The organism is Secundilactobacillus paracollinoides (genome assembly GCF_001702155.1).
GTDB lineage: Bacteria > Bacillota > Bacilli > Lactobacillales > Lactobacillaceae > Secundilactobacillus > Secundilactobacillus paracollinoides.
In genome coordinates this window covers 2,424,390-2,439,948 of sequence record NZ_CP014912.1, presented here as the reverse complement: position 1 = coordinate 2,439,948, position 15,559 = coordinate 2,424,390, and the positions used below count along the sequence as shown (strand labels likewise).

The following is a 15,559-nucleotide window of genomic DNA, read 5'->3' as shown; positions in this document are numbered from 1 at the left end:
TCTCCTCTTTCACTCTTTATGCGGCGGGTCAGTTACCTAGTGAGACCTTGAGTTGTTCCTCGTCACTCACGGCTTGTTCCGCCTTAATACTTTGTGTTTTTGCGTATCCGTTGCCCGTAAAGGTCACCTTCATCCCAAGCAGATCAGCCAACCGCAGAATATCACTCTTCGACCAGCCGCTGATACTTGGCATCTTTTGTGCCCCACTGGTCAGCAGGATCACCCGTTGGCCCTCCATCATCACCTGACCAGATTCTGGCGACTGCTTAACGACGCGGTTACCAGATCCAAGGACGGTGACTTTATAGCCAGCCTTCGTTAGGGTCTCTTCGGCCGCTTTAGCAGACCGGTTGACATAGGAGACCATCTTAGTGCTGGTTTCTGTCGAGGAACTAGATGAATCCTCTAACAGGGCGCGTTTCATCACTGGCTTGAACACATCCGCCAATAACTGGGTCGCCGTTTCGGTGCCCGGTAAGGTCGGCTGCTTCATTGTAATATACATAATATACTTCGGGTTCTTCGCGGGTGCCATGGCGGCAACTGAGTAGAGATAACTATCATCCCCGCTCAGATACCCAGACTTCCCGTTGCTGACCTGAGCAGTCCCGGTCTTTGCCGCGATCCGAACACCCTTGATCTTGTAGTCGCCACCAATGCCGTAAGACTTATATACAACGTCTTCCATGTGTTTTCTAACAGCCTTAGCAGTTGCTGCGGAGACCGGGTGCCCGATGACCTTTGTGCCATAGGATTTAACGGTTTTTCCAGTGTTTGGATCGACCACTTTACGAACAAGATACGGCTTCAACATCTTACCATTGTTCGCAATAGCAGACAATCCCTGCAGCATCTGAATGGCCGTGACTTGAATCCCTTGACCAAAGGCAGTATCGGCCTGTTCGATGGCCTTACTAAATTGAATACTGCCGGCTTGTTCCCCGGGAAGACCAAAGTTGGTCGACTTGAGGAACTTGAACCGTTTGATGTATTTCATCCAAGTCTTAGCGCCCATCTGTTGTTCCAAGTGCGCCATCGCAACGTTACTTGAAAGCGCAAACCCCTTGTTATAGGTAATGATTCCCCAACCAGACGTCTGCCAGTCAGGCACCACTTGACCGCCGACAGTATACTTCCCGGATTGATACGTTGCGTTTCCGTTATAGTTGCCACTGTCGATCGAAGCGGCCATTGTGAAAACCTTCATCGTTGACCCTGGTTCGTACAGGTCCTGAACAAGACTATCCCGCCAGGTGCCGTCCGTTCCCAGACCAGCACCCGTTTCAGGATTAAACGTTGGTCGCTGCGTTGACGCCACAATTTCCCCAGTCTTCGCATTCATTAAGACGGCGTTAAGTGACCTGGAATGCGTCTTTGATTGAAGCGCCGACATTTCGGTTTCAAGCAGCGTCTGCAGACGTGAATCTAACGTTGTGTAAACGTCGTCGCCGTTCTTGGCCTTCTTATCCTTCTGGGTCGTGCCCGGAATCTTGTAGCCGTTATTATCCTGCTTTTCCGTCTTGAATCCGTTGGTCCCAGTTAACAGACTGTTATACTGGCTTTCAAGGCCCATCGTCCCAGTAAGAACGCCCTTGCTGTTAGTGGCAGTGTTCCCCACCAAGTAAGAAGCAAACACACCGTTTGGATAAAGACGGGCTTGTTGCTGGACAAAATTAAGGCCGGTTAGATGCGCCTGCTCAATTTTGTTTCTGGTCGTCAGAGAAATATTTTGACCGGCCAGCCCAAATTCAACTTGGAACGTTTTGGCATTTGACGGCGTTAAATAAGCCAACGCCCGCTTTTTGCTAATGGGCAGATACTTGGCTAAAACAGTGGCGGTTTTTTTCTTATTCTGCACATACATTGGGCGCCCATCCGTACTCCGCTGCGTTTTATCTAAAACGGCATATAACGAATAGGTACTTGTATCCTCGGCAATCGGCTGGTTCGAGTCATCATAAATGGTGCCCCGCTGTGCCTTCACTGTCTGTGTTGCCGTGTACAATTTTTGGGCCCGCGCGGATAAGTTCACGTGTTCCACATTTTTTCCAATTGCGATATAAGAAAAACGAGCAATGAATAGTACAAACACACCCGTAATGATCAGAAATAGGACGCGTCCGAAGACTCTCCGATTACGTTGTGCTTGTTGACTAGTCACCGTTCGCTTAGGTGATTGTTTCATTTATTCACGTTCCTTATTTGGTTGTTCGATAGTGACAGACCGTCCTTCTTAGCAATATTTTCAAGTCGGGACCGGTTAGAAAGTTCGTTGATTTCTTGACGCTTGTTGGTGTTCTTCGTTTGCAGGCTGGTAATTTGTGTATTCACATCCTGTAACCGTTGTTGTGCTGAAGATACCCCAATCTTCAGACTGACCAACCACACCATCATTGTAATCACCATTAAACTGCCAACTAACAGTAAGCATTTTTCAAATTTCGAAGTCGCCAAGTATTTTGGAAGCTTAACGGTTCGAGTTGCCGCTTTATGTAAAGGCTGTTCGTCAGGCGTTGCCTGGAACGGCTGCGGTGATTGCGTCGTTTGTCTTGCCAAATTGTTCAGAGCCATACTTCATCATCCTATTCCTTAATATAATGGTCACAAATTTACACCCGTTCGATGACGCGTAACTTTGCGCTGTGCGCACGATGATTTTCCGTTAACTCCGACTCGCTTGGTAAGATTGGCTTGCGCGTGATTAACTTAAAATCTGGTTTCATGTCATCCGGAATCACCGGTAACCCCGCCGGTAATTCAGGTAAGCTGCTTTTTTCTTTAAACATTGTTTTCACTAACCGGTCTTCGAGCGACTGAAAGGTGATGACACAGATCCTTCCCCCAGGATTGAGTCGTGTTAAAGCCTGCTCCAAAGACTGTTCAAGGGCGCCCAATTCATCATTGACCGCGATTCTAATTGCTTGAAATACTTTTTTTGCTGGGTGACCACCATGCCGGCGTGCTGCGGCCGGAATGCCTTCCTTGATCACCTCAACAAGTTGTTCCGTGGTTTCGATTGGGGCATCTTGGCGATGTTGCTCAATTTTTCGCGCAATTTGTTTCGCAAAATGCTCCTCACCGTAGCGATAAAAAATTCTGACTAGATCCTGATAGGTCCATTCATTGACCACGGTCTTAGCACTCAGTTCCTGTGACTGGTCCATCCGCATGTCCAGTGGTGCGTCATACCGGTAACTAAAGCCCCGCTTGGCATCGTCGAACTGGGGTGATGAAACGCCCAGATCATAGAGGATACCGTCCACGTTTGAAACACCATGTGCGTCCAATTCAGACGCTAATTCTCGAAAATTATCATGAACCAAGGTTAACCGACCTGCTGCGATCTCATCAGCGTATTGCTGCTGATTAAATGTAATGGCCGCTTGGTCCTGATCAAAGGAAAATAACTGACCCGTTTGTAACTCGGTCAAGATTTTCCCCGTATGACCGCCACCCCCCAGTGTGCAGTCAACGTATTGACCATCTGATGCGACTTGTAAGTTTGCAACGGCCTCGTTCAACAAAACCGTTACGTGTCCATATGTTGCCATGTGTTTTGCGGTCACCTCCCACCGTGTGACTGTTAGTTTAAATATCAAAGTCAATTAAGTTCTCAGCAATGTCATCGAAATTCTCTTCAGCTTTGTCCGCAAAGGCGTTCCAACGTTCCTGACTCCAAATTTCGAACCGTTCGGACACCCCAACGATGACGCACTGTTTTTGAATTTCAGCGTGGGTGAGCAGTGGTTTAGGTAAGTTGACCCGCCCCTGTTTATCAAAGGCACACTCAGTTGCGGCAGAGTAGAAAAAGCGCACAAACGCCCGGGCATCGCGTTTATTTAACGGTAACGCTGCCAAACGTTTTTGTAGAATTTCCCACTGGGCCATCGGATAACCGAACAAACAGCCATCCATCCCACGAGTGATCACAAACGTTTCACCAAGTTGCTCACGAAATTTTGCTGGAATAATCAGTCGACCTTTGGAATCGATTGCATGCTCAAATTCTCCCATGAACATTCAACCGCCCCCCTTTGTCAACTAATTTACCTAAAGTTTACCACATGCCCCCACTTTCTACCACACGTCACCCAACTTTTATATCAATCTTTTAACAAAATCCTTTAAAAATCTAAGAAACCCGCCAAACGTACGTTTGGCGGGTTTCTTTTTGGTCCTATTTTAAGTAAAATTCTAAAGTTTGTGCAACAATTTCACGAGTGGTTGTCGGCTTCATAATTTTTGCTGTTTTTTGTTACACAATCCAAAAACTGGCAACAATTGTCACGAGATACGCAAGCGTCAAAAAAATCAGGCTGGCACGCCAAAATAATAACAGGAACTGGTCCCACAAAATCTCACCGCGTGCGAGTCCCCACACGACCGTCAAGAAGATCGCCCCGATCATCCAAATACAGATCATCGTGGCGAACCAGGGCGCATCCCAGGTATTGGTCAAGAACCACATAAAGACGAGCAACATAACCGGCAACACGTCCAGCAACGGCCCGTTTTTCATTTTCGACAACAGTTTAATGCGTTTCAACAGTTGCCAAACCACTATGACGACAAGCAACAACCCGATTTGAACCAGTGGATTCGCCAACTTTTTTCACACCCCTCAATAAAATACCAACTCATTATATAGATAGTGTGGGTAAGATGCAAGTGCGCCAAAACTACAGCGTTTTCAGCCAGCACGCTTAGCGGTTTCGTAAACTAGCAAGCTTCTCGTGCCTAAACAGCGATTCCCCCCTCTTAGTAAGGGTTGTTCACAATCGGCGTATAGCCGAATTCACTGCAAAAACACGGCATGTAATTGCGCTGCTTTCCTAGTCGATAAAGCAACCTTAGTGGCTAGCAACAGCTCATATACTGATTTCTGAAAAACACCACCGGAATACAGGGAGTGCCAAATTGTGGAATGCACGGACAACAGTACTTATTATTTGATTCTTACTACCTAGTGGAAACGCGCTCAACAAGGCACGGGGCTACATAAGGGACTCTGGTCACAAGGTCCAGCGCATCTGCCGATGAGTGCTTGTGGCGACGCGCGCGACCACTCTCTAGTGGAAACGCGCTCAGCAAGGCACGGGCCTAACGTGTAACGGACTCTGGCAAAATGCCCAGTTAGAGCATTTCTGCCGATGAGTGCTTGTGGCGACGTGCGTGACCCTTCTCTAGTGGAAACGCGCTCAGCAAGGCACGGGGCTACTGCATAAGGGACTCTGGTCACAAAAGTCAGGCCCGGACTTTTGTGACCAGAGTCCCTTATGCTCCGCCCCTAAACGCCTTGCTTCACGCTCTAAAAAAGACGCCGCACCTAAATGCGACGTCCTTGGCCATTCTAAGCCTGAAATGCTATTTTTTAATCTAACAACACGCCTAAAATCCGCCCAAAGAACCGATAGCGGTCGCAACCAGCGAGCCGACAGTAACAATGATCATTAACCACACGAAAACCATCGTGATTTTTTGAAAGGTCGATTTCTTTTTCTTTTGCATTAAGTTTGCACCACTTTCTAAAGGCTTTTCTATCTAAACAGTGTAACGTGGACGGCTCAGAATTGCAATTCTAAAATCTGAACCAGTCTAGTCACCAGGATCAGCAGGCTTTTGTTTATACACCTGACGCGGCTTGCTCCCGTCTTGAGGCCCAATAAAGCCCCCCTGTTCAAGATCATCGATCAGCCGAGCTGCCCGGTTATACCCGATTCTAAAGTGCCGTTGCAGTAGTGAGGTGCTGGCCTTCTGCTGGTCAACCACGAAGTCCAGTGCATCGTTAAAGAGGTCGTCCTCGGAAGACTCTGTATCCCCTTCCGCAACTTCTTCATCGCTCACCATCATCTGTTCATCGTACTCAGCGGGCTGTTCTTCACGAATAAAATCAGCAACGCGTTCAACATCCTGATCCGAAATGAATGCGCCCTGAACCCGAACTGGTGAATTTTGATCGATCGGCATGTAGAGCATATCCCCACGCCCGAGCAATTTTTCAGCACCGTTTGAATCCAAAATGGTCCGCGAATCCACCCCGCTTGAAACGGCGAAGGCAATTCGTGACGGCACGTTCGCCTTGATCAAGCCAGTAATAACGTCGACGGATGGCCGTTGAGTCGCCAAGATCATGTGAATCCCAGCGGCCCGGCCCATTTGCGCCAATCTGATAATGGCGTCTTCAACTTCGTTTGAAACAGTCATCATTAAATCAGCCAATTCGTCCACGATGACAACAATGTATGGCAGCACCGGAAGCGGTTTATCTGTTTCCTGATTCTGTTCCTGTACAAATTTGTTGTAACCGGAAATCTTCCGCTGACCAACCTTTGCAAACAGGTCGTAGCGTTGTTCCATTTCGTGCACGACCTTATGCAGTGCCCGGGCCGCTTTTTTGGGTTCAGACACAACCGGTGTCAATAAGTGGGGAATCCCATTATAAACGCTTAATTCAACCTTTTTGGGGTCAATCAGCATCAACTTAGCCTGACTTGGCTTAGCATTCATCAAAATGCTGGTAATGATCCCGTTGATGGCCACCGACTTCCCACTCCCAGTTGACCCGGCAATGAGGAGATGCGGCATTTTAGTTAAATCACAAGTGATAACTTTCCCAGTCACGTCACGGCCAAGCGGTACTTCCAACATATGTGCTGGTCCGTGGGGAACGGCTTCACTGACGTCACGAAACGCAACTGTCGAAATTTCCCGGTTCGGCACTTCGATCCCAATTAATGACTTGCCCGGAATCGGCGCTTCGATTCGAATGTCCTTGGCAGCCAAGGCCAACGCAAGGTCGTTTGACAGGTTCACGATTCGGGAGACCTTGACCCCAATAGCAGGATGAAGCTCGTATTCGGTCACCGAAGGCCCCAAATTAACGTGCTTCACTTCCGCATCGACACCAAAACTGGCAAGCGTTTGCTGCAAAATTTTAGTGTTCTTTTCAATCGTTTGATAATCATCCGTCTGATCCTTTTTCGGGATCGGCGTCAGTAATGACGTATCAGGCAACTGGTAGTTCGGATCATCATCCTGAGTTTGCAGCATTGACAGATCCGTATCGTCATCCTCTTCCGGTTTAGTCTGAGCAGCCGGCTTTGGCTGGCTCGCAACGCTGATTGGAATCTTGTCACTGGCCGGTTGCCGTTCGGAAACGGGGGTCGGTAACGTCTTCTCCTCCGGTGCCGTTAACGGTGCCTGACTCGTGGCAACTGTTTCTGACTGTTGTCGCGGTTTTGGCTTCGACTGTTTTGGTTTGGCCGGTTTCTGAGCTGCGCGTTGCCGCTGACGGGCAATGATCGACTGAACCCCGGTAACGAGACTGTTGCCCAGTCGCGTAATTCCCTGCCAAACGACGTGGCAGCCCTTTGAGAGTCCCTGAAATAAAACGGCCATGGGAATGTTAAAGAAGACCATGACACCGACGATCATCAGGATCACCGCAATAATTTGTGTGCCGATCAGTGAGACCAAAAAGTTTGTGATCGTCAGGAAGACTGCCCCAACCATGCCACCACCGATGTGCTGAGAAACGCTGCCGTTGGCAATATCTGAATTCAATAATTGCAAGGTATACGACACGAAGCCAGTGTGCTGGTCAGCAGCTAAAAACAGTGCTGTATGCAGCCACAAGAGTAAGCCCACGTACGCAATCCCAACCCCCACTATGAAGTGGCGTTTCAGGGTTGGTAATTTCCCAGTGATCAATAAAGCCAAGCCCACGGCACCACCAACGAGGCCGACAAATTGGTAGGTATCCCCCACCACAAATCGGATAAGGTTGGCTGCCAAAGTGCCAATAATGCCTGCTTGAAGCAGTGCCAAAAGGCAGACCAAGAGGAGGATCAGGCCAATAACGTTGCCCGTATACTGATGCTGCTGAGCGGCTGTCTTTCGTTTAGTCGGCCGTTTTGTTCCACCCCGGCTGGTCGTTTTTCGTCGTGTTTGTCGACGTTTTTGTGCCACAAAACTGCCCCCTTTTTACGGCAGTAACTGCCGTGTGTCTACATCCTCTAGTGTATTACTTGAGTTTATCGTTATCGTATAAATGGCTAATTTCCAAGTGATTAAAATCCTGTTGTCGCAGGACTTCATAGATTACGATGGCCGCTGAATTTGATAAATTCAGTGCGCGGATATGGCTATCATCCTGTGGAATTCGAATGGCCTGTTCAGCATGCTGACGCATAAATGGTTCTGGCAGCCCAGTTGTTTCCTTACCAAACATGAAGTAGTAATCACCGCCATTAACGTCTGTGTAATCCCGTTGAGTGTACCCGTGTTCAGCAAACTTCGATACAAGGAACAAGCGGGTAATATCTGGGACGGTCGCCATGAAATCCTGTAGGGTCTTATGGTATCGAATATCGACCTTATCCCAGTAATCTAACCCCGCCCGCTTTAAATGCGCGTCGTCCACCGAAAAGCCAAGTGGTTCGATCAGGTCTAAAATGGTGTCCGTTCCGGCACAGGTCCGCGCGATATTACCGGTGTTTGCCGGCATTAATGGTTCAAATAGTACGATATGATTAGCCATCAAAATTCTCCTTTTAGATATAGTTCACATGGTAATGGGGCATAAAAAAACGCAACTCCTCGGTGTTAGCACGGCGAGGAACTGCGTTAATGAAGTGCAAATTCGACAGAAGCTGACGATTTCTCGACATCCACTCCCGAACGATTTCTCAACCAGTAATTTAACATGAAATTAGAAAAGATGCAAGTTTTCGTAAAGATTTAATGAAGAAACACACTCATTTTTCAGACGATGATGACGCCGGTTGCTCATCTACGGCGTCATCTGTGTCAAAATCAGAATGTCGTCGGTACCAATCAAACCATTCGTTGACGATCACCTTAATGACCGCATACCCAGGAATCCCAAGAATGACACCCGGAACACCGAATAGTTTGCCCGCCGCTAGCAAGATAAAGATGATCGTCACCGGATGAATCGCCAAGGTGTTGCCTAGTACTAACGGTGAAATCACTCGGCCTTCCAGGGTCTGCTCAATCGCAAACACAATGAGAACCTTCACCAGCATCAACGGCGACACAAACGCCCCGACCGTGATTGCCGGAATCATCGCCAAAAATGAGCCAAGATACGGAATCAAGTTTAAGATACCAGAAACGATGCCAAGTAACAAGGCAAATTTAAGGCCGATGACCCAGTACCCTAGGGCAAACATCGCCCCAACGAAAAACGCGACGGTCAGCTGTCCTCGAATGTAGTTGCTGACTTGGCGATTCATGCTCGTCAGGATCCTTAAAAACGATGCTCGGTTGCGTTTTGGCACAAAGTGGGCCAGATACTTCGGCAGCTGGTGGCCGTCCTTCAGCAGGTAAAAAAGAATGAATGGCGCCGTGATCAGCGCAATCAAAACCGTTGAAACCCGCGATACCACACCAGCAATCGACGTCAGTGACGTTGACACCAGATCTGAACCGCGGCCCTTTAACAGGTTGGCGATTTCATCATTAAAGTCCGTCAACTGCTTATGTAGCGCTTCAAACGGCGATCCGGGTACCCACTGGGTCAAAAAGTCTTCCAAATGATTCCAGTAACGCGGCCAATTATCTAAAAGACTCACAATTTGCGCCTGGACAACCGGAATCAACGACACAACGCCCCAAATGAGCAATCCGAGGATCACAACAAACACCACGGCAATGGTCACGAGACGATTCACGTGAAACTTGGCCTCAAGTCGATCTACAAGCGGATTGATCAGGTAGTAGCCGACTCCTGCAAGCATGATGGGCACCCCTAATAAGGTAAAAACACCCTTCAATGGTGACCAGAGCCAGGGCAGCTTACTTAACATGAACAGATTCAGCAGGACCAGCAGCAAAATAATCAGTGCAACCACTGTTTTGCTATTTAGGATCCAGGCTGAAAACCAAGATCGAATCGGTTGTCGAGATTGTTTCATTTAGCACCCTCCCCAAAAACTTGCTATAATCATTTTAGCATAACACAAGGAGGAACCACTTCATGATTGAAGTTCCATTCATTAAAAATTACACGTCACTACCCGAAACACTGACTCACCACGACCACGTGATCGTGGCTGATAACCGCGCTGCCGGTGGCACAACACCAAGTAAGGGGGTTCTTGCAGAGGCGACCCTGTACGTCCACGACCAAGATGGCAGCATTGGCTTTCTCATCAAACCGCGTCAGGGTGACTACACCTACACGGACACTGAATTAAAAATCATGGAAGCTGACCTTCTGGAAGCCCAGCAGCTTGGTGCAGACGAAGTGATCTTCGCAGCGACCACCAAGAACCACCAGCTCGATAACGAGGCGATGGCCAATCTCATTGCAGCCGCGGGCGGGATGACTGTGACTTTAGCCGATGTTTGGGGCAGCGTGAATGCTCCTGATTCACAGACGTTCTCACAATTGACAGATAGCGGCGTTGAGCGCGTGTTGTTTGACATCGACACGGCGGAACAAGCCGAATGGACTGACTTTGTTGCTAAGGCAAAGGCGCAATCACTTGTGCCAGTGCCGATGAGTGCTGACCGTGCTAAGCTTGACGCATTTGCTCAGGATAATGATCTGAATTTGGCGGTTTTGAAATAAACGTTAAACGACCCTCATCGACCCTTTTGATTAAAAGGGTCGATGAGGGTCGTTTTTTAAAAAAATTATTGTCGCACAGTCCTATCAAAATCTTGTTGCTCGGATGAAATCGATCTTTCTTGGCCACTGTGTCGCAAACGCATTTCGGACTATGGAAAGCGACTGTCTATTTCACATTGTGGAAACGCGTTTCGGAAAACAGAAAGCTGCATGTAAGCCGACTCTGACATAATGGCCAAGTTCGGGCCTTTATGTCAGAGTCGGCTTACACTCCGCTTCCTACCGTTTTCCTTCACGCTCTGCTACAGGTCCGGTGACACCAAAATCTTAACCTGTGATTTATCTTCAGCTAATGCTTTGATTCCCTCGTCAACGGCTTGATCAAGGCCAATTTCCTTAGTGATGATTTTCCGGAATGTGTCAGGATGGTTGTTGATAATGCCCAACACGGCTGGGAATGAGTTGTTGTAGCACAACGTTGTCGTGATATTGATGCCTTGCATGATCACGTCATCCGTCATGTTCATTGAAACGTCTTTACCAAACAGTGCAACAACTTGCAATGTCCCAGTCCGTTTTGTCACTTTCAGGGCTGTATCAAAGGTTGCCTGAACACCCGCACATTCAAACGTAATGTCGACCCCGTTTAGCAGGTCTTTACGAATGACTTCGTTAACGTCTTCTTCGGATGGATTAATCGTGTTTTCGATACCAAGTTCCTTAGCCTTTGCGAGGCGGACTTTTGAAACGTCCACAATGTAGACCTTGTTGGCACCACTAATTTTAGCAAGTAGTGCCATTAAGAGACCGATTGGGCCGGCACCCATAACTGCCACATTTTCACCTTCACGCAAGCCACTGCGTTTAACGGCTTCATAAACCACAGCAGTTGGTTCAGCAACGGCACCTAATTCAGGATCCATGCCTTCTGGCAGTTTGTGAGCAAAAACGCCCTGAACGTTTGCGAATTCCGCAAAGCCGCCATCTTGTGAGAAGCCTAAGAAGTTCCCGGCACCGTCTGCTGCAACGGCATTGTTACAGAAGTTATAGTCACCCTTCCGGCAGTTTTCGCACTTACCACACGCAATTAATGGTTCGATTGCAACATCGTCACCAATCTTGAGGGTGTCAACGTCCTTTCCGACCTTAACGACCTCGCCTGAAAATTCATGACCTAGTGTAATAGGAACCGTTTTGCCAGTCAGCGGATATGGTTGAGTTGGTAACCCCCAACCTTCCAAATAGGCATGGAGATCACTGCCGCAAATCCCGCAATACTTCACACGGACTTGGACTTCATCGTCCTTTGGATCATCGATCGTAACATCTTCAACCCGAACATCTTTTTCCCCATAAATTCGTACAGCTTTCATTCAAAAGGCCTCCCAAATTAACGACTAAGTATCGACTACATCTTCAGTCTACGAGAGCCGTTATGAAAACGCAACCATCAATTGTTACACCTGTTAACCATCTGATTTCTTACATAAATGCTGGCTTTCATGACAACAGTGTAAGACTTGATGCGACAATGCCGAATAAAAAACACCTGAGCCTGCTCACAGCCAGCTCAAGTGTTTTCATTTTGTCCAATTTAGTAGCAAACAATTATTTTGTTTCATACTCATAATGCGGCCTCATGCGTAATGAGTGACGCAAAATCCTGCGGCAGTGGTGCATAGCAGGTCACCTGTTTTTGTGCAAACGGATTGTAAAAACTTACCCGCGCACAGTGCAGTGCCTGTCGGTGGATCCACGGATTGGTCTGCTGACCATACAGAAAGTCACCAAGCAATGGATGACCCAAGCTTGTCAAATGGACTCTGATCTGGTGCGTTCGACCGGTATGCAATTGAACACGTAAAAGCGCCGCTTGCGGCATCCGTTTGATCTGCCAGTACTCGGTCAACGCTTGTCGGCCATCAGGCCGGACAGCGCGTTTAATGAACGACCCTGGCTCACGACCAATCGGCGCATTGATGACACCATGATTGTTAGGGAGTTGCCCTTGCACAACGCAGACGTACGTTTTTTGAATCGTATGTTGTTTTAACTGCGTATCCAAAACCGTGTGTGCAAAATGATGTTTCGCAAAGAGCACCACCCCACTTGTTTCCCGGTCAAGCCGGGTCACGATGTGCGTGACCTGGCTGGGCGCATGGGTGCGCACCAGGTAGCCTTTCACCCGGTTCACAAGCGCATCATCTGGGTAAAGATGAGACGGGACGGAAGCGACCTTTGCTGGCTTGTTAACCACCAGAAAATGGTCATCCTCGTACAGGATATCAAGCGCTGTCTGTGACGCCACAATGCGGTCGCTCCCAATTTCTGGTGGCAGCACAACGGTCAACACATCCGTATTGTGCATCATAGTGTTCACCCGGCGATTTTCACCGTTCACCATAATTTTGCCGCCCTGAAATTTAATCTGTTTCAGCAGCGTCCGGCTGATGCCGTTTTGGCGCATAAACGTGCGGACATGAATCGGGGTTTCTGCCTGATACTGCCAGGAAAACTCAGTCATTTGGTTTAACCCCGATAAATGACTCTGAGACCCGTTGCCAAAACTGGGTATGCCGGTATTGTGCGAAGGCAATCTTTTGTTTTGAAATCCGGTAAGTAATTGCCTTGACCTGCTGATGGCTGACCAGTTCGGTGTCACATGTCAGCAGCATTTCACCCTCCTGGGCAGGTTCAACGCGCACCCATTCGCTTGGTGAAATAATCAGCGGCGATCCCAGTGTCCGGAACACCCGATTGTTAATGGAGGCAATCTCAGACACTTGAATCGCTTCAAGTTCAGAGCTTAAAACCGCCCCGCCAGCTGATTTATTATAGGCCGTAGAGCCCGTTGGTGTGGACACACAGAGCCCATCGCCACGAAAAAGTTCAAACAATTTATCCTTAATATAGACGTTGGCCTGCATCGTCCCCATCGCCCGCTTTAAAGTGGACTCATTCAGGGCTAATAATTTTTCATACGCCCCATTATCGTATTCAACGCCGATGTCTAGTAGCGGATAAGTCACGCTTTGGCCGTTATCGTTTGCCAAACTATCGATCAGTTGATCAACTTCATAGTCCCGCCAGTCCGTGTAAAAGCCCAAATGGCCCGTATGAATGCCGACAAATCGAATGCTGGCTAGTTGGTCTTGATAGTGGTGAAACGCCGTTAACAGCGTTCCATCGCCGCCCACCGTGATGACGATTTCCGGGTGGTCATCGTCGATCGTCAAGTGTTCTGCTGCGATCTTGGCTTTCAACGCCTCAGCGACCTTCCTTGACGACGGGCCGTCATTACTAAAAATTTCTATTTTCAAGAGTTCTCATCCTTTTCACGATCAGTTTGCTGAGATGACGAATCGTTGTCCCCCTGATCCGGGCGCTTCCCATAGGAAAACAGATGTTGCGCTTCCTGAATCTCTTCGCGAATCTCTGACATTTCAGTGTCAAGCTTAAAGGCCGCTTCCGCAGCACGCTGTAACCGCGCACTCAATTCTTCTGGAAACGCCCCCTGATATTTGTAATTTAATGAATGTTCAATGGTGGCCCAGAAATTCATCGCCAACGTTCTGACCTGAATCTCCGCTAAAATTTTTTTCTCCCCAGTCACCATCTGAACAGGATATTCAATGACAATGTGATACGAGCGGTAACCGCTTGGCTTCTCATTATGGATGTAATCACGTTCCTCCAGAATCGTTAGGTCCGTCCGCTTCCAAAGAAGTTCGACGACCTGATAAATATCCTCCACAAACTGGCACATGATCCGCAGGCCTGCAATATCTTGCATGTCCTGTTCCAACCGTTCTTCAGTCACGTGCCGCCTGGTCATTTTTTCCTGAATGCTGGCTACGGGTTTGACCCGCCCAGTCACAAATTCAATCGGTGGTCGTTGATTTTGGTTCTGAAATTGTTTGCGAATACCCCTTAATTTAATCTTTAGTTCATCCACTGCCTGTGTGTATGGTAGTAGAAAATGATCCCAATTTTCAATCAACATGGTCACCTCAGTTCTTTCAACAACTCACTTGTTTAATAGTAAACAAGCATAGTACATATTTTAGCATAGATGTTAAAAACCTAAAATCATAAACATCGATTTCAAAGATAATGCATTTCGCTTTACGAATCAATAATTTTATTGCATGATGGACAACATGGAAACAGGTGATGGGACGTCATTGTTTTTAAAACCATTAAAAAAGTGCCCATTGCTTGCAATTACGGTAAAAAGCTTTATGATTATTTTGAATCGATGGTCGTGTCACGTCACAACCTACAATGGAGGAAATTAATGTGTTAGAAGTGTACTTATTTATAAACCCACTGGGGAGTCGATGTATGAAGTCAGAGCAGTACATCCTAAAGCTGGCTGACGAAATATTCGATCACATTTCTTACCAATTCATTCCGTTGCTAACGCCACAAATGATTGATCAACAGTTGAAATGCGACCAAGAAGACTATCATGACTTGAGGTTGCGTAACCAGGTCTTTCAACTCCACTATCAAGCTATTCTCGACTATAAGGCCGCCCTGTTTCAAGGTAAGAAACGCGGCCGTCAGTTCTTGATGGCGTTACAGGATGCCCTCATCACAGATGATGAACATTACTGCGATGATCTGGTCATGTCAGTCGCCGACGAGTCACATCTAGATGTCGATATGTTTGGCGAAGATCGTCGCTCAGACATCGCAAAACGTGCCTTTCAAGCTGATCAGCGCCTAGCATCCGAAATGAAGGTAGAAGCCCCATCCACCGCAATCTTGTATAATGCAGATGTCTCAGACTACGGACTCATGTTAAATGATGTGACCGACCAAACACTATTCGAAGTTTGCGAAAATCAAGGGTTGCTGGCAAATCAGGCTTTAGCGAAACAAAAAACGGAAGACCACCCTAACTTTCACATTCTGTAGCACGCAATACCATTTTGGGTAATTGAGTTTGTGGTTTTG

General features: G+C 47.7%; 15 protein-coding genes. 2 read left to right on the top strand and 13 right to left on the bottom strand.

Features of this window, described 5'->3' with window-relative positions; genetic code table 11:
• Nucleotides 1-28: 28 nt before the first annotated feature.
• From AYR61_RS10615 to AYR61_RS10580, 9 genes are all read right to left on the bottom strand, one after another.
• On the bottom strand, nt 29-2,185 hold the full coding sequence (locus AYR61_RS10615) for a penicillin-binding transpeptidase domain-containing protein (protein ID WP_065902940.1): 2,157 nt from the start codon (nt 2,183-2,185) through the stop codon (nt 29-31).
• Nucleotides 2,182-2,571, bottom strand: a complete 390-nt coding sequence (gene ftsL, locus AYR61_RS10610; RefSeq protein ID WP_065902938.1) for a cell division protein FtsL — start codon at nt 2,569-2,571, stop codon at nt 2,182-2,184. Before ftsL ends, AYR61_RS10615 begins: the two co-directional genes overlap by 4 nt.
• Nucleotides 2,572-2,609: 38 nt before the next feature.
• Nucleotides 2,610-3,551: a 16S rRNA (cytosine(1402)-N(4))-methyltransferase RsmH gene (gene rsmH, locus AYR61_RS10605; protein ID WP_065902936.1), complete on the bottom strand. Its 942-nt coding sequence runs from the start codon at nt 3,549-3,551 to the stop codon at nt 2,610-2,612.
• Nucleotides 3,552-3,588: 37 nt separating this feature from the next.
• On the bottom strand, nt 3,589-4,020 hold the full coding sequence (gene mraZ / locus AYR61_RS10600) for a division/cell wall cluster transcriptional repressor MraZ (RefSeq protein WP_065902934.1): 432 nt from the start codon (nt 4,018-4,020) through the stop codon (nt 3,589-3,591).
• 235 nt (nt 4,021-4,255) lie between these two features.
• A complete protein-coding gene (locus AYR61_RS10595; RefSeq protein WP_065902932.1) occupies nt 4,256-4,606 on the bottom strand; it encodes a DUF3397 family protein in 351 nt (116 codons plus the stop codon).
• Between the two features lie 782 nt (nt 4,607-5,388).
• Entirely contained in the window at nt 5,389-5,508 is a 120-nt protein-coding gene (locus AYR61_RS14940; RefSeq protein ID WP_082620271.1) for a DUF4044 domain-containing protein, read from the bottom strand.
• Nucleotides 5,509-5,595: 87 nt separating this feature from the next.
• Nucleotides 5,596-7,968, bottom strand: coding sequence for a DNA translocase FtsK (locus tag AYR61_RS10590; RefSeq protein WP_065902927.1), 2,373 nt, complete (start codon nt 7,966-7,968; stop codon nt 5,596-5,598).
• Between the two features lie 55 nt (nt 7,969-8,023).
• Nucleotides 8,024-8,539 (bottom strand): tRNA (cytidine(34)-2'-O)-methyltransferase, encoded by a 516-nt coding sequence (locus tag AYR61_RS10585; protein WP_054711349.1) that lies wholly within the window; start codon nt 8,537-8,539, stop codon nt 8,024-8,026.
• Between the two features lie 217 nt (nt 8,540-8,756).
• The gene (locus tag AYR61_RS10580) at nt 8,757-9,938 is read right to left on the bottom strand and encodes an AI-2E family transporter (protein ID WP_054711347.1); all 1,182 of its coding nucleotides are present in this window, start codon (nt 9,936-9,938) and stop codon (nt 8,757-8,759) included.
• Nucleotides 9,939-10,000: 62 nt separating this feature from the next.
• On the opposite strand from AYR61_RS10580, the gene AYR61_RS10575 reads away from it, so the two are divergent.
• Entirely contained in the window at nt 10,001-10,597 is a 597-nt protein-coding gene (locus AYR61_RS10575; RefSeq protein WP_065902925.1) for a copper homeostasis protein CutC, read from the top strand.
• Between the two features lie 302 nt (nt 10,598-10,899).
• Here AYR61_RS10575 and AYR61_RS10570 read toward each other — a convergent pair whose 3' ends face one another.
• From AYR61_RS10570 to AYR61_RS10555, 4 genes are all read right to left on the bottom strand, one after another.
• On the bottom strand, nt 10,900-11,970 hold the full coding sequence (locus AYR61_RS10570) for a 2,3-butanediol dehydrogenase (protein ID WP_065902924.1): 1,071 nt from the start codon (nt 11,968-11,970) through the stop codon (nt 10,900-10,902).
• 251 nt (nt 11,971-12,221) lie between these two features.
• Nucleotides 12,222-13,121: an RluA family pseudouridine synthase gene (locus tag AYR61_RS10565; RefSeq protein WP_054711344.1), complete on the bottom strand. Its 900-nt coding sequence runs from the start codon at nt 13,119-13,121 to the stop codon at nt 12,222-12,224.
• Complete coding sequence (locus AYR61_RS10560; RefSeq protein ID WP_065902922.1) at nt 13,114-13,917, bottom strand: NAD kinase; 804 nt, start codon at nt 13,915-13,917, stop codon at nt 13,114-13,116. Before AYR61_RS10560 ends, AYR61_RS10565 begins: the two co-directional genes overlap by 8 nt.
• Complete coding sequence (locus AYR61_RS10555; RefSeq protein ID WP_065903912.1) at nt 13,914-14,597, bottom strand: GTP pyrophosphokinase; 684 nt, start codon at nt 14,595-14,597, stop codon at nt 13,914-13,916. The genes AYR61_RS10560 and AYR61_RS10555 overlap by 4 nt, the downstream gene beginning before the upstream one ends.
• A gap of 284 nt (nt 14,598-14,881) precedes the next feature.
• Between AYR61_RS10555 and AYR61_RS10550 the strand changes: the two genes are divergently transcribed.
• Entirely contained in the window at nt 14,882-15,520 is a 639-nt protein-coding gene (locus tag AYR61_RS10550) for a DsbA family protein (RefSeq protein ID WP_156319346.1), read from the top strand.
• The last annotated feature ends 39 nt before the right edge of the window (nt 15,521-15,559 follow it).

Excerpts from the sequence above, each read along its gene's own strand:
- AYR61_RS10565 (WP_054711344.1), bottom strand. The coding sequence starts at position 13,121 with ATGACTGAGTTTTCCTGGCAGTATCAGGCAGAAACCCCGATTCATGTC.
- AYR61_RS10575 (WP_065902925.1), top strand. The coding sequence starts at position 10,001 with ATGATTGAAGTTCCATTCATTAAAAATTACACGTCACTACCCGAAACA.
- rsmH (WP_065902936.1), bottom strand. The coding sequence starts at position 3,551 with ATGGCAACATATGGACACGTAACGGTTTTGTTGAACGAGGCCGTTGCA.
- AYR61_RS10615 (WP_065902940.1), bottom strand. The coding sequence starts at position 2,185 with ATGAAACAATCACCTAAGCGAACGGTGACTAGTCAACAAGCACAACGT.
- AYR61_RS10550 (WP_156319346.1), top strand. The coding sequence starts at position 14,882 with ATGGAGGAAATTAATGTGTTAGAAGTGTACTTATTTATAAACCCACTG.
- AYR61_RS14940 (WP_082620271.1), bottom strand. The coding sequence starts at position 5,508 with ATGCAAAAGAAAAAGAAATCGACCTTTCAAAAAATCACGATGGTTTTC.
- ftsL (WP_065902938.1), bottom strand. The coding sequence starts at position 2,571 with ATGGCTCTGAACAATTTGGCAAGACAAACGACGCAATCACCGCAGCCG.
- AYR61_RS10570 (WP_065902924.1), bottom strand. The coding sequence starts at position 11,970 with ATGAAAGCTGTACGAATTTATGGGGAAAAAGATGTTCGGGTTGAAGAT.
- AYR61_RS10580 (WP_054711347.1), bottom strand. The coding sequence starts at position 9,938 with ATGAAACAATCTCGACAACCGATTCGATCTTGGTTTTCAGCCTGGATC.
- AYR61_RS10585 (WP_054711349.1), bottom strand. The coding sequence starts at position 8,539 with ATGGCTAATCATATCGTACTATTTGAACCATTAATGCCGGCAAACACC.
- mraZ (WP_065902934.1), bottom strand. The coding sequence starts at position 4,020 with ATGTTCATGGGAGAATTTGAGCATGCAATCGATTCCAAAGGTCGACTG.